The following is a 12,408-nucleotide window of genomic DNA, read 5'->3' as shown; positions in this document are numbered from 1 at the left end:
TTGCCGGAGGATGAACGCGTGAGCGGAGAGGACAACGCGGCCGGCGACCTGGCCGGGCACCCGATGACCGCCCGGCTGTTCCAGGCCGGGCGCCGGCTGCGCCAATGGGACGCCCGGCACCGATGGGTGCTCGACACCGCCGGGGTCCTCGTCATCGCGCTGCTGTTCTGCATTCCGGACCTCTTTGACGACCGGGGGCCGTCGGACGCGCCGATCACCTTCACCGAGCGCCCGCTCGCGCAGATGATCCTGCTCCAGGCCGCGCTGGTGCTGCCGCTGTGGTGGCGGCGCCGCGCCCCGCTTGCCGCGTTCTACGCCGTGCTCGCGGTCTTCGTGGCCGAGTGGACCGCGGGGATCATGCTGCGCGCGGACGTCGCCGTCCTGGTCGCCGTCTACAGCCTGGTGCTGCACGGCCGGCTGCACCGCCTGCCCTGGGCCGTGCCGGGCCTGGCCGTGGCGGTCACCATCGTGGTGGTGCGGCTGTCCGGTGTCGTGTCGGTCTGGGACGTGCTGTTCTTCGTCGCCAGCGTCGGAACGGCGGCCGCCGCGCTGGCGTTCGCGATCCGGATCCGCCGCGCCCAGCTCGCCGCCCTGCGCGAACGCGCCGTGCGGCTGGAGACCGAACGCGACCAGCGCAGCCGGCTGGCCACCGCGACCGAACGCGCCCGGGTCGCCCGCGAGATGCACGACATCCTCGGCCACAGCCTCTCGGTGATCATCACGCTCGCCGACGGCGGCCGGTACGCGGCGAACGTCGCTCCCGAACGCACCAAGGAGGCGCTCCAGCTGATCGGCGACACCGGCCGCGGCTCCCTCGCCGAGCTGCGCCGCATGCTCGGCGTGCTGCGCGAGCAGACCGACGAGCCCGACCTCAGCCCGCAACCGGGCATCGCCGACGTCGACCCGCTGTGCCGGCAGATCCGGGCCGCCGGACCGCGGATCGAATACCACAGCGGCGGGGCTGTCGACGTCCTCGACGCCGGCGTGCAACTGGCCGCCTACCGCATCGTGCAGGAGGCGCTGACCAACTCGCTCAAGCACGCCGGCCCGCACACCCGGATCGACCTGGCCCTGCGCGTCGACGGCACCCGCCTGCGGATCACCGTCCGCGACACCGGCCCGCCCGCCGGTGAACCGCCCGCACCCGCCACCGGCGAGGGCCACGGTCTGATCGGCATGCGCGAGCGCGCCGCCCTCTACGGCGGAACCGTCACGGCCGGACCGGTTCCCGGCGGCGGTTGGTCCGTGGCGGCCGACATCGATCTCGAAAGCGAACCGGCATGATCACCGTACTCATCGTGGACGACCAGCCGCTGCAGCGCTTCGGCTTCCGGATCCTGCTGGAGAGCAACCCGGACACCGAGGTGATCGGCGAGGCCGGCAACGGCACCGAAGCGGTACGCCAGGCCGTCGCGTTGCGCCCCGACGTCGTCCTGATGGACGTGCGGATGCCCGGCATGGACGGGATCGAGGCCACCAGGCGGATCATCGCGGACGGCGGCCGGTCGCACATCCTCATCCTCACGACGTTCGATCTCGACGAGTACGTGCACGCCGCGCTGCGAGCCGGCGCCAGCGGGTTCCTGCTCAAGGACGCGTACCCGGAGGAGCTGCTGGCCGGCATCCGGGCCGTCGCCGCGGGCGACGCGGTGATCGCGCCCGCCCTGACCCGGCGTTTGCTCGACACCTTCGCCGACCGCTTCGGCGACGGCTCGGCCGGCGGGCGACCGGCCACCGACCCGCGGCTCGGCACGCTGACCGACCGCGAGCGCGAGATCTTGCTGGCGATCGGCCGTGGCTGGACCAACCGCGAGATCGCCGAGCGGCTGGTGCTGTCCGAGTCCACGGTCAAGACCCACGTCGGCCGGGTCCTGGCCAAGATCGGCGCGCGGGACCGCGTCCAGGCCGTCATCTTCGCGTACGACCTCGGCCTGACCCGCCCGCACCAGCCCGGCTGAGCCTCGCCTCCTCGAACCGGACGGAATTGGGCCCGTTTGAGGTCGTAGCCGTGGCGCTCGCTCTCCTCAAGGAGGGTCAATAGCGCGTATGAGACTGTCGTGGCGCGGGACTATACCGCCCAGGTATACCGGCCCGGAATACCGGACCTGATGATTCACAAGGAGCCGGACAAACCTCAGCCGGCGTCGCGGAGACGAAAGACGAGGAGCCCGGCGACGACGGCGACGCCGGCGTAAGCGGACAGCACTCCGATGCCGGCCCACGGTCCGACATGTTCGGCGGTGAGGTTGCGCGTGGATTGGATGGCCAGCCCGGCGTCCATGGGGGAGTAGCGGTGCAGCCGGTGCTGCCACCGTGGATCGGAGATGAACGTCGCGATCACGGGAGCGCCGTAGATCAGCGCCAGCACGGCAGTGAGCGCGCCCGCAGTGTCCCGCAGTATCAGCCCCATCCCTACCCCCAGCGCCGCGGTCAGCCCCAGGTAGATCGACGTGCCCAGCGCGGCCCGCTGCAGAAGTGGGTCGGAGAGCGAGATCTGCGGGTATCCGGTGTGCGGCAGCGCGGCTCGGGCAGCCGCGATCGAACCGGCCGCCGCGGCTGCGCCGGACAGAAGGGCCAGGACGACGAGCGCCACGAGCTTTCCGAGCACTACGGAGATTCGGCGCGGAACGGCGGCCAGGGTCGGCTGGATCGTGCGGGTGGCGTACTCGGCCGTCACGGCCATGACCGCGAGGATGATGACCGCTACCTGTCCGAGGCGTACGCCGGCCAGGCTGAGCTTGCCCGTATCGGTGAGGCAGGGCGCGTCGCAGTGGGACGCGTCCAGCGTGGCGACGATGGCGAAGCCTAAGGCCACCGTGCCGGCGACGGCGCCGAGCAGCAGCCACAGCGTGCTCGGAAGTGTCCTCAGCTTGGTCCACTCCGAGCGCAGGACCCGCAGGGCGCTCACGTGTCGGTCCGCCGCAGGCGCCACCAGGCCAGCCCGAGCGCGAGGGCGGCGTAGGCAGCCACAACGCCGATGCCCGCCCAGGGCCCGATCATCGCCCAAGGCTCGGCCAGGGTGATGGTCGGCGGTTTGGCTCGCTCCGTCGCCAGGCCGCCGGCGAGCGTGGTGTACATGAGCCAGCGCGGCGACGTGCCGGGCAGCACCGTGCCGAGAATGACCGGCATCAGCACGAGCACGATCGTCAGGGTGATCGCGATGGCGCTGCGGCGTAGCAGCATTCCGACGCTCATGCCGAAGACGGCGACCAGGGCCATGAATCCGGCAGTCAGGAGCAAGGCTCGAAGCACGGGGCCATCCGTCAGAGACGGTGCGGGGAAGGCCGGCTCGGTGAACCCGTGGCTGCGCAGCGTCGGCAACGCCAGCACGAAGGCCGCGACGACGCCGACCAAGCTGACGACGTACGCCGAAAGCCCCAGGACGATCGCCTTCGCCGCGAGAACCCGCCCGCGCCGCGGCGTGGCCGCGAAGGTCGTGCGGATCATCGCTCGGCGGTACTCGGCGGTGGCGAACAGCACGCCGACGCCGATCAGGGCCATGATCCCGGCGATGACACCGATGAGCGCACCCTCCACGAGGTCGTCGTCGGGGGGATTCGGGCCGACCATGCCGGTGCCCGTCACGGCGAAGGCGTTGCCGGACGCCGAGTACTCGCCGCCGCCCTCCGAGTCCACTTTCTCCGGTTTCTCCAGGCCCGCGGGGACGCCGACCTGCTCACCCCGGAACTGCGCCGCCGAGGTGAGGACAACGCTGTCGAACGTCGCCGTTGCCCGGGTCGGGCGCCCGCCGGCGGACGAAGTGCCACCGCCGCGCGACACGTAGATCGACGGCGCGGACGAGACGTACAAGCCGACCTCGGCGGTCGCGGGCAGGTTCGCCGGCGTCGCGGCACCGATCCGCTGCCAGGTGGCGCCGTCTGCCGACTCGTACCCGGTGATGGTGTTGCCGGCACGCACGAGCCGCAACCATCGGGTACCGCGGCTCGCGCTTCCCTTGCGGTCGTCGGTGAAATCGGTGTGCATGCGTACGCCGTGGGCGCCGGTCAGCATGACCGCCGAATAGGAGGACCCGGGCCGCGTCCCGTCCTTGATCATGATTCCGGCGGCCGCGCCGGCGAACGGGTCGGGGTTGCGCAACAGTGTCATCTGCTCGCCGCCCATGCGCACCTGGCTGCGCTCCTGGGGCGGGATGAGGGACGCGACTCGTACCGTGAGGGTCAGGTCCCCGCTGACCGGCTGGTGCACGAAGTAGAAGCTGTCGCTGACCGGCTCGCCATCAGGCGCGGAGACCAGGTCGGTGTTCTGGTTGACGTCGGTGCGATTGCCGGAGGCGGCGAGCACGCTGAGCCCGATGGTCAGCACGGTGGCGGCCAGGAGGGTGACGACCCAGCGGCTCACCGACCGCAGCTTGGTCCACTCGGCCAGCAGCAGGCGAGGGAAGGATTCGCCGGCAGTCATCGGACGGTCTCCCCGGGCGCGAACTCGATGACTCCCCGCGTGAGGTCCATGTACGCCTCCTCCAGCGTGGCCCGGTGCCGCCGCAGCTCGGAGAAGGGGATCGTGGCCTCGGTCAGCAGCGCCGCGACGCGGTCGCCGGGCAGCCCGTCGACCGTCACGGTGTCGGCGCCGGCCACGGTCACCGTCGCGCCCGCGTTGGCGAGGACGGTCGTCGCCTCGGTCCGCTGGGCGGTGACCACTTCGACGCGCTCCTTCGAGGCCGCGGCGAGGAGCTTGGCCATGCTCATGTCGGCGACCAGCCGGCCGCGGCCGATGACGATGAGGTGGTCGGCAGTGTCCTCCAGCTCGCCCATGAGATGACTGGAGATCAGGACCACCCGGCCCTCGGCGGCGAGCGACCTCAGCAGGCCGCGGATCCAGACGATGCCGTCCGGGTCGAGCCCGTTGACCGGCTCGTCGAACATCAGCACCGGCGGGTCGCCGAGCAACGCGGCGGCGATACCCAGCCGCTGCTGCATGCCGAGGGAGAAGCCGCCCGCCCGGCGGCGCCCCGCCGAGGCCAGGCCGACCTGGTCCAGCACCTCGTCCACCCGGCGCTTGGGGATGCCGTTGCTGTGGGCCAGCCAGAGCAGGTGGTGGCGAGCTCGCCGGCTCGGATGCAGCGCCGAGGCGTCGAGCAGCGCGCCGACCTGCGTCAGGGGCGTACGCAGGGAGCGATAGGGCTTCCCGCCGACCAGGGCGTCCCCCTCGTCGGGCGCGTCCAGCCCCAGGATCAGCCGCATGGTGGTGGACTTCCCGGCGCCGTTGGGCCCGACGAATCCGGTTACCTCGCCGGGGCGGACGGTGAACGACAGCCCGTCCACGGCGACGGTGGTGCGATAGCGCTTACGCAGCGCGCGAACCTCGATGGATGGCTCCATGCCAGGCAGGTTAGGCGCGGCGGCCCGGCCCGCGCGTCACGGCGCAGAGGGGTCTTGGCAGGCGGCAGGTCTCCCCCGTGCAGGGGAGGAGGCATCCCTGGCAGGGTGGACGACGGCGGCCTCCCGGGCCGGTCACAATGGCTGACATGACGGTACCCCGGGCCCGGCCGGCGGCGCTCGGCGCGGTGACGGCGGTCCTCGGCCTGGCCGCCGCCGCCGAGTCGGTCGTCTGGGCCGGCGACCGGCCGCTCGGGTACGTCCCTGCCTTGATCGCCATCGCCGTCGTCGCCCCGCTGGCCCTGGTACGCCTCTGGCCGGTGACCGCCGCGCTGCTGTCGACCGTGGCGTGTCTGTCGGGATTGCTGATGTCCTGTCCGGTCACCGCGACCGGAGCCGGCGTCCTCGCGGCGCTCTTCGCGGTCGCCGGGCGAAACCGTCCGCTCCGGAGCGCTGCCCTGCCGTTGGCGCCGTTGGTCGTTTTCGCGGTGTGGCCGGGGTCGGCCGCCGTGCCCGGCGGCCGCGCGCTCACCCTCGGTCTGCTGGGCATCGCGGCGATGGCAGCGGCAAGCGGCGCCGCGGTGCGGCTGGGCGAAGAGCGCCGCCGCCGGCGCGCCACCGAGCAATCGGCCGCCGCCTCGCTCTTGGAGTACGCCGCTCGCGGCGAACGGGCCCGCATCGCCCGGGAGCTGCACGACGTCGTGGCGCACCACATCACCATGATCGCGTTGCAGGCCGAGGCGGCCCGCCTGGCCACGCCCGGGCTGCCCCCGGAAGGCGCCCGGCAGCTGACCGCCATCGGCGACACCGCGCGCACCGCCCTGACCGAAATGCGGCGGTTGTTGGGTATTCTGCGGGAGGACGCGGAGACCGAACCGGTCCCGCGCCGGCCCCAACCCGGCCTGCGCCAGCTCAACGTCCTCCTCGACGAGATACGCGACGCCGGGTCGGGCGGAGTGCGCCTCATCGTGAGCGGTCCGGTTGAACCCCTCGACCACGGCATCGAGCTGGCGGCGTACCGCATCGTGCAGGAGGCGCTCACCAACGCCCGGCGGTACGCGCCCGGCGCGGCCGTCGACGTCGAGCTGCGCTACGGCCAGGATGAGCTGCGCGTACGCGTCTATGACAACGGGCCGGGGCCGTCCTCGGTTGACGGCGCGTCAGGGCATGGGCTGGCCGGGATGCGGGAGCGGGCCGCGATGGCCGGCGGGCAGGTGACCGCCGGGCCGGGTCCGCGCGCGGGCTTCCTGGTCGAGGCGGTCATGCCGACCAAGGGGGCGGCCGGGTGACTCGCATAGTGGTGGTCGATGACCAGGATGTCGTCCGGGCGGCGTTCGAGGTCCTGCTCGCCACCCAGCCCGACTTCGCGGTGGTGGGTTCGGCCTGCGACGGCGAGCAGGCGGTGCGGCTGTGCCGGGAACTGCGGCCCGATGTGGTGCTGATGGACATTCGCATGCCGGGCATGGACGGCATCACTGCGACCCGTCGCATCCTGTCCGCGCCCGGCCCGCTAGGTGCCGGGCCGGTACCCCGGATTCTGATCCTGACGACGTTCGACCTCGACGAGCATGTGTACGACGCGCTCGACGCGGGAGCGAGCGGGTTCCTGCTCAAGGACGCGACTGCCGAGCGCCTGTTCGACGCCGTGCGCGTCGTCGCGGCGGGCGAGGCGTTGCTGGCCCCGACGGTGACCCGCCGTCTCGTCGCCGAATTCTCCCGCTTACGGGTACGCCGTCGCGAGCCGGACGCCGCGCTGCGGACGTTGACGGCCCGGGAGACCGAGGTGCTGCGGCTGATCGCCGAAGGGTTGTCGAATCCCGAGATTGCCGCCCGGCTCGTCGTCGGCGAGGAAACCGTCAAGTCCCACGTCAGCAGAGTCCTGGCCAAGCTGGCTCTGCGGGACCGAACTCAGGCGGTCGTCGTCGCCTACGAGTCCGGCCTGATCGTCCCCGGCGACCGCTGAGCCGGCCCGGCCCGGTGCGCGATGATCACCAACTGGGCGCGATCGCGGGCGGGGTGGATCAAACTGTGGTCGGTATGGTCGACATGGGTCTCGCTCGGCGTCGCCGCCGCGTTCACCTTCGGTCTGGGCCTGGCCGACACGGTCAGCGCCGTACGTGCCTGGGAGACCATGGCGGCTGCCGCGACCCGGCAGGCGCCACGGCCGCGCTGTTCGCGGTGGTGTTCCTCGCCTACGGCGCGGCCAAGGCCCTCGAGCTCGACCTGGCGCTGTATCTCGTCGCCGCGCTCGGACTCGGCGCCTGGCGCTCGACCCGGGACGTGTGACGGGCACGAACGCTGCGGCGTGACGCCTCGAGACCGTCGCGCTCAGACGTCGCGGCGGCGGATCACCACGATGGCCAGGGCGACGACGGCGAGCGGCCACGCGGCGTAGACGATCCACGACTCGCGCACCGGGGCATAGAGCGAACCCACGGCCTCCGGTACGCCGTGCGCGTGGGTCAGCCGTTGCCAGGCGCTGAGGATCATCGCGTGATGGATCTCCATGGTCAGCGGCCGCCGGCGCCGGCGGCTTCCTGGTCCTGACCTTGGTGGGCAGAGGCCTGTCCAACGCCGAGATCGCAGAACATCTCACCATCACCAGCACCACCGCCAAGACGTACGTCGGAAGGCTCCTCAGCAAACTCGACGCCCGGGACCGCGTCCATCTGGTGATCATCGCCTACCAGGCGGGCCTGGTCTCCTAGGACGCGAGGTTCCCGTTCGCGAGCCGCAATCGGCGCGTGCCTCGCAGTGAACGGTTGGGTTAGCCGGCGTGCCAGGCGCGGCGAGGAGAATCGCCATGTCGTATCAATTGCAAGTCCTTGGCAATAGCCTAAGTTGGGCCATATGCTCCCGGAAACCGGCCGCGCAGGGCCGGTGAGCCTGGGAGGCGACATGGACACAGTGGCGATGCACATCGCCAACGGCATCGTGAACGGGCCGGTCTCGGCCGTGTTCGCCCTCTTCGCAGCGGCAGCGCTGGCACTCTGCGTGTACAAGGCGCGCGCCGATCTCGACGAGCGGCTGGCGCCGATGGCGGGCCTGGTCGCGGCGTTCATCTTCGCTGTGCAGATGCTGAACTTCCAGGTGCTGCCCGGCGTCTCGGGGCATCTGCTCGGCGGCACCCTCGCGGTCATCCTGGCCGGCCCGTGGGTGGGCGCGCTGTGTGTCTCGACCGTGCTGATCGTGCAGTGCCTGCTGTTCGCCGACGGCGGCCTCACCGCCATCGGCCTGAACATCACGAACATGGCGCTGATCGGCACCGCCGCCGGATATCTGCTGGTCGCGGGGCTGCTGCGGGTGCTGCCGAAGAGCCCGGCCGGGCTGGGCGCGACCGCGCTGATCGCCTCGATCATCAGCGTGACCGTCGCCTCGCAGGGCTTCGTCCTGGAGTACGCGCTCGGCGGCACCACCGAGCTCTCGATCCCGACGATCTCGGCCACGATGGCCGGCGTGCACGTGCTGATCGGCATCGGCGAGGGCTTGATCGCCGCCACCACGGTCGCGACGGTCGCCCGGGTGCGGCCCGACCTGGTGTACGCGCTGCGCCACTTCCGCAAGCCCGCCGCCGTCGAGATCGCAGTGCCGGCATGAACAGGAAGCTCGGCTGGTTCCTGGCCGGTGGCCTGCTGGTCGCGTTGCTGCTCGCCGGCGTGGTCAGCAACGTCGCCTCGTCCAGCCCGGACGGCCTGGACGCGACCGCCCGCGACGGCTGCACGTTCAACGCCGACGACGAGATCACCGGCGGCACCTGCATGCTCCAGCAGGAGCAGGACCACCAGCTCGCGGACGGCCCGCTCGCGGACTACGGGATCAAGGGCATCGACAACGCGTACGTCTCGACGGGGCTGGCCGGGGTGGCCGGAGTGCTGATCACCTTCGGGGCGGGCGGCGGCCTGTTCTGGCTGGCCCGGCGGCGCGGCGGCAACCCGGCGGCGGCCGGCTCGACGAGTAAGACCGGCGCCGGCGCCTGATGGGCGCCGGTCACGCGCACCCGCTGCACCTGGACCGGGACAGCCCGGTCCATCGGCTGGCGCCCGAGGTGAAGATCGTGGCGGTGCTGCTGTTCACGATCGTCGTGGTGATCACCCCGCGGACGGAGTTCGTCGCGTTCGCGGGGTACGCCCTGCTGCTGGCCGTTGTCGCGATGCTCGCCCGGGCGCCGGCCGGCTGGCTGGCCAGGCGGGCCACCATCGAGCTGCCGTTCGTGCTGCTCGCGATCGCGCTGCCGTTCCTCGGCCACGGGGAGCGCGTCGAGTGGCTGGGCATGTCGCTGTCGGTCGACGGGCTCTACGGCGCGTGGAACATCTTCGCCAAAGGCACCCTGGGCGTGCTGGCGTCGCTGATGCTCGCCGCGTCCACCACGATGCGCGACCTGATCCTCGGCCTCGACCGGCTGCGCTGCCCGCAGGTGTTCACCCAGATCGCCACATTCATGCTGCGCTACCTCGACGTGCTCGCCGACGACGCCCGCCGCATGCACATCGCCCGCCTGTCCCGCGGCTACGACCCCCGCTTCCTGTGGCAGGTCAAGGCGTTCGCGGTCGGAGTGGGCGCGCTGTTCCTGCGCGCCTACGAGCGCGGCGAGCGGGTCTACCTGGCGATGGTGTCGCGCGGCTACACCGGTCGGCTCCCGGTCCTCGAGACCACCCGGACGCCGGTCGGGCAATGGGTCGCCGCGGGCGCGCTGCCCGCCGCATCCGCCGGGATCGCCCTGGCTACGGTGCTGTCATGACCCCGTCGCTGCGCATCGCCGGCCTGCACTTCGCCTACCCGGACGGCAGTGTCGCGCTACGCGGCGTCGACCTGACCGTGGCGCCCGGCGAACGCGTCGCCCTGCTCGGCCCCAACGGCGCCGGCAAGACCACCCTCGTGCTGCACCTCAACGGGATCCTGCACGGCGGCGCCGGCACGATCGAGGTGGCCGGGATGCGCGTCGACCCGGCCGACCGGCCCGGGCTGGCCGAGATCCGCCGCCGGGTGGGCATCGTCTTCCAGGACCCGGATGACCAGCTGTTCATGCCCACGGTCGCCGAGGACGTCGCGTTCGGCCCGGCCAACCTGGGCCTGCGCGGCGACGAGCTGCGGCAACGGGTGGACGAGGCGCTGGAGGCGGTCGGCATGGCCGAGCACCGCGATCAGGTGCCGCATCACCTCTCGTTCGGCCAGCGCCGCCGGGTCGCGGTCGCCACCGTCCTCGCGATGCGTCCCGAGATCCTGGTGCTCGACGAACCGTCGTCCAATCTCGACCCGGCCAGCCGTCGAGAGCTCGCCGAGATCCTCCAGGGGCTTCCGGTCACGGTCCTCATGGTGACGCACGATCTCCCGTACGCGATGCAGCTCTGCCCCCGCTCGGTCATCCTCGACACCGGCCGGATCGCCGCCGACGCCCCCACCGCCGACCTGCTGGCCGAGCCGGATCTGCTACGCGCGCACCGCCTCGAACTGCCGTTCGGCTTCCAGCCGGCCAGCGCGTAAACAGCGGTTCGCCCGGGCTCCACACTTGCATTCGGTACCTGGGTACAGGCTTACCGTCGAGTGGATGGCGCCACACCGGTGCCGGAACCACCTGCTCGAAGGAGCCTGTGATGTCGTTCGACGTCCCCGAGGCGTGCACGTTACCCACGGCCGAGCGGCCATTGCGTCTGGCCGAGTTCGATGACCTGTTCGCCACGGCCGTACGCCGGGTCGACCCGATCAGCGCCACCCACGCCCGGTTGCACCTGACCGGCCCGGCCGGATTGACAGCCCGGGTGCGGGATCTGGCCGCGCGGGAGACCGAGTGCTGCTCGTTCTTCGCCTTCACCACCACCCCGGAACCGGCCGGCGACGGCGAAGCCCTGGTCCTCGACATCGAGGTCCCGGCCGCGTACGCCGACGTGCTCGCCTCCCTTGCTCAGCGCGCCGTCGCCGTCTCCGCCGGCACTCACCGGCGCCTGACCGACGCGGTCACCGCCCGGCTCGACGGGGTGCAGGCCGACCTCGCCGAAGTGAACCGGCAGGCCCTCGAAGCCGGGCCGGGAACCCCCGGCTGGGCGAAGACGATCAGCGCAAGCGCGTCGCTGTCCGAAGACGCCGGCCGGTTGCACGCGGTGGCCGCCGCGCTGACCACCACGACGCACGACGGGCCGTGCGGGGACAGCTGTGGCTGCACCAGCGCGCTGGCCGCCACGGGCACCGCCTACCATTTCCCGCACGACCCGGCGTCGGGCGAGGCGGCGCTCTCCTGTGACCTTGCCGCCGACGGCGGCGACGTGCACCATCGGATCGGCGTCTGGCAGCAGGCCCTCGGCCGCGTCGAGCGCCGGGACCCGCTACCGGACACGCCCAACGGAGTGGCACTGCGGTTCCCGTTCGACGTCGACCTCGCCGGCACCCTGGGCCGGCTCGCCGCCGCGGAGTACCGATGCTGCTCGTTCGGCAGCTACACCCTCATCGTCGACGGCGCCGGCCTGCGCCTGGAGATCCGCATGCCCGCCGAGGCCGCCGACACCATGGCCGCCGTGGTCGGCGTCCCGGACCGAGAAGAAGCGACGGCATCGTGATGGACGGATTGCGGACCGGCGAGGTCGCGGAACAGGCCGGCGTCAACATTCAAACCCTGCGCTACTACGAGCGCCGCGGACTGCTCGCCGAGCCGCACCGCTCGATCGGCGGGCACCGGCTCTACCCGCCCGACACCGTCGCCCTGCTCAACGTCATCAAGGCCGCGCAGCGACTCGGGTTCACCCTCGACGAGGTCGCCGAGCTCCTCGACGCCGGCCGGCGCCGGCACCCGACCCCGGACCTGCGCGAACGAGCCATCAACAAGATCGCCGAGATCGACCAGAAGATCGCCGACCTCAGCGCGATCCGCACCACCCTCACCCAGGTCGTCGGCGCCCGCTGCGACAGCCTCACCAACTGCACCTGCGCCGACTGCCCGATCCCGTACCTGACCATCGGCACCGCCGAGCGACCCTCAGGAGACTGCGCATGAGCCGGCCGACTCCGGTGGTGGTCGACAACACGCCGCCGCGGCGCAGCAAGGTCACCGGCGGCCTGGCGGCCTGGCGGCGCTGGCCTGCGC

Annotated in this window: 14 protein-coding genes and 1 pseudogene; 11 read left to right on the top strand and 4 right to left on the bottom strand. The window is 72.0% G+C overall.

Features of this window, described 5'->3' with window-relative positions:
- Nucleotides 1-18 precede the first annotated feature (18 nt).
- Together ACIA5D_RS31270 and ACIA5D_RS31265 are read left to right on the top strand one after the other, a co-directional pair.
- The gene (locus ACIA5D_RS31270) at nt 19-1,284 is read left to right on the top strand and encodes a histidine kinase (protein ID WP_396033932.1); all 1,266 of its coding nucleotides are present in this window, start codon (nt 19-21) and stop codon (nt 1,282-1,284) included.
- Nucleotides 1,281-1,958 (top strand): response regulator, encoded by a 678-nt coding sequence (locus ACIA5D_RS31265; RefSeq protein WP_396033931.1) that lies wholly within the window; start codon nt 1,281-1,283, stop codon nt 1,956-1,958. Before ACIA5D_RS31270 ends, ACIA5D_RS31265 begins: the two co-directional genes overlap by 4 nt.
- Nucleotides 1,959-2,134: 176 nt before the next feature.
- On the opposite strand, the gene ACIA5D_RS31260 is transcribed toward ACIA5D_RS31265, so the two are convergent.
- From ACIA5D_RS31260 to ACIA5D_RS31250, 3 genes are read right to left on the bottom strand one after another with little or no spacing between them, the layout of a single operon-like run.
- A complete protein-coding gene (locus tag ACIA5D_RS31260) occupies nt 2,135-2,908 on the bottom strand; it encodes an ABC transporter permease (protein WP_396033930.1) in 774 nt (257 codons plus the stop codon).
- A complete protein-coding gene (locus ACIA5D_RS31255; RefSeq protein WP_396033929.1) occupies nt 2,905-4,419 on the bottom strand; it encodes a hypothetical protein in 1,515 nt (504 codons plus the stop codon). The genes ACIA5D_RS31260 and ACIA5D_RS31255 overlap by 4 nt, the downstream gene beginning before the upstream one ends.
- Nucleotides 4,416-5,339, bottom strand: a complete 924-nt coding sequence (locus ACIA5D_RS31250) for an ATP-binding cassette domain-containing protein (RefSeq protein ID WP_396033928.1) — start codon at nt 5,337-5,339, stop codon at nt 4,416-4,418. Before ACIA5D_RS31250 ends, ACIA5D_RS31255 begins: the two co-directional genes overlap by 4 nt.
- 146 nt (nt 5,340-5,485) lie before the next feature.
- Between ACIA5D_RS31250 and ACIA5D_RS31245 the strand changes: the two genes are divergently transcribed.
- Nucleotides 5,486-6,625: a sensor histidine kinase gene (locus ACIA5D_RS31245; protein WP_396033927.1), complete on the top strand. Its 1,140-nt coding sequence runs from the start codon at nt 5,486-5,488 to the stop codon at nt 6,623-6,625.
- Nucleotides 6,622-7,299 carry a response regulator gene (locus ACIA5D_RS31240; RefSeq protein WP_396033926.1) on the top strand — a complete coding sequence of 226 codons (678 nt, stop codon included), beginning with the start codon at nt 6,622-6,624 and terminating at the stop codon, nt 7,297-7,299. Before ACIA5D_RS31245 ends, ACIA5D_RS31240 begins: the two co-directional genes overlap by 4 nt.
- A gap of 365 nt (nt 7,300-7,664) precedes the next feature.
- Here ACIA5D_RS31240 and ACIA5D_RS31235 read toward each other — a convergent pair whose 3' ends face one another.
- Complete coding sequence (locus tag ACIA5D_RS31235) at nt 7,665-7,844, bottom strand: hypothetical protein (RefSeq protein ID WP_396033925.1); 180 nt, start codon at nt 7,842-7,844, stop codon at nt 7,665-7,667.
- A gap of 32 nt (nt 7,845-7,876) precedes the next feature.
- Here ACIA5D_RS31235 and ACIA5D_RS31230 point away from each other — a divergent pair.
- The 7 genes and pseudogenes from ACIA5D_RS31230 to ACIA5D_RS31200 form a co-directional block, all read left to right on the top strand.
- A pseudogene (locus ACIA5D_RS31230) lies at nt 7,877-8,044 on the top strand (response regulator transcription factor); the annotation flags it as partial.
- Between the two features lie 190 nt (nt 8,045-8,234).
- Complete coding sequence (locus tag ACIA5D_RS31225) at nt 8,235-8,933, top strand: energy-coupling factor ABC transporter permease (RefSeq protein WP_396033924.1); 699 nt, start codon at nt 8,235-8,237, stop codon at nt 8,931-8,933.
- Nucleotides 8,930-9,313, top strand: a complete 384-nt coding sequence (locus ACIA5D_RS31220; protein ID WP_396033923.1) for a PDGLE domain-containing protein — start codon at nt 8,930-8,932, stop codon at nt 9,311-9,313. Before ACIA5D_RS31225 ends, ACIA5D_RS31220 begins: the two co-directional genes overlap by 4 nt.
- Entirely contained in the window at nt 9,313-10,074 is a 762-nt protein-coding gene (gene cbiQ, locus ACIA5D_RS31215) for a cobalt ECF transporter T component CbiQ (protein ID WP_396033922.1), read from the top strand. The genes ACIA5D_RS31220 and cbiQ overlap by 1 nt, the downstream gene beginning before the upstream one ends.
- The gene (locus ACIA5D_RS31210; RefSeq protein WP_396033921.1) at nt 10,071-10,817 is read left to right on the top strand and encodes an energy-coupling factor ABC transporter ATP-binding protein; all 747 of its coding nucleotides are present in this window, start codon (nt 10,071-10,073) and stop codon (nt 10,815-10,817) included. The genes cbiQ and ACIA5D_RS31210 overlap by 4 nt, the downstream gene beginning before the upstream one ends.
- Before the next feature lie 110 nt (nt 10,818-10,927).
- On the top strand, nt 10,928-11,884 hold the full coding sequence (locus ACIA5D_RS31205) for a hypothetical protein (RefSeq protein ID WP_396033920.1): 957 nt from the start codon (nt 10,928-10,930) through the stop codon (nt 11,882-11,884).
- Nucleotides 11,884-12,318, top strand: a complete 435-nt coding sequence (locus ACIA5D_RS31200) for a MerR family transcriptional regulator (RefSeq protein WP_396034012.1) — start codon at nt 11,884-11,886, stop codon at nt 12,316-12,318. Before ACIA5D_RS31205 ends, ACIA5D_RS31200 begins: the two co-directional genes overlap by 1 nt.
- Nucleotides 12,319-12,408 lie beyond the last annotated feature (90 nt).

Source organism: Actinoplanes sp. NPDC051513 (genome assembly GCF_044454685.1).
Taxonomy (GTDB): domain Bacteria; phylum Actinomycetota; class Actinomycetes; order Mycobacteriales; family Micromonosporaceae; genus Actinoplanes.
The sequence above is the reverse complement of the archived record's forward strand: the minus strand, read 5'-3'. Positions and strand labels throughout refer to the sequence as shown.

Bases quoted from the DNA above. Each gene is read 5' to 3' on its own strand.
- ACIA5D_RS31265 (WP_396033931.1), top strand. From the start codon at position 1,281: ATGATCACCGTACTCATCGTGGACGACCAGCCGCTGCAGCGCTTCGGC.
- ACIA5D_RS31255 (WP_396033929.1), bottom strand. From the start codon at position 4,419: ATGACTGCCGGCGAATCCTTCCCTCGCCTGCTGCTGGCCGAGTGGACC.
- ACIA5D_RS31250 (WP_396033928.1), bottom strand. From the start codon at position 5,339: ATGGAGCCATCCATCGAGGTTCGCGCGCTGCGTAAGCGCTATCGCACC.
- ACIA5D_RS31245 (WP_396033927.1), top strand. From the start codon at position 5,486: ATGACGGTACCCCGGGCCCGGCCGGCGGCGCTCGGCGCGGTGACGGCG.
- ACIA5D_RS31235 (WP_396033925.1), bottom strand. From the start codon at position 7,844: ATGGAGATCCATCACGCGATGATCCTCAGCGCCTGGCAACGGCTGACC.
- ACIA5D_RS31225 (WP_396033924.1), top strand. From the start codon at position 8,235: ATGGACACAGTGGCGATGCACATCGCCAACGGCATCGTGAACGGGCCG.
- ACIA5D_RS31220 (WP_396033923.1), top strand. From the start codon at position 8,930: ATGAACAGGAAGCTCGGCTGGTTCCTGGCCGGTGGCCTGCTGGTCGCG.
- cbiQ (WP_396033922.1), top strand. From the start codon at position 9,313: ATGGGCGCCGGTCACGCGCACCCGCTGCACCTGGACCGGGACAGCCCG.
- ACIA5D_RS31210 (WP_396033921.1), top strand. From the start codon at position 10,071: ATGACCCCGTCGCTGCGCATCGCCGGCCTGCACTTCGCCTACCCGGAC.
- ACIA5D_RS31205 (WP_396033920.1), top strand. From the start codon at position 10,928: ATGTCGTTCGACGTCCCCGAGGCGTGCACGTTACCCACGGCCGAGCGG.
- ACIA5D_RS31200 (WP_396034012.1), top strand. From the start codon at position 11,884: ATGGACGGATTGCGGACCGGCGAGGTCGCGGAACAGGCCGGCGTCAAC.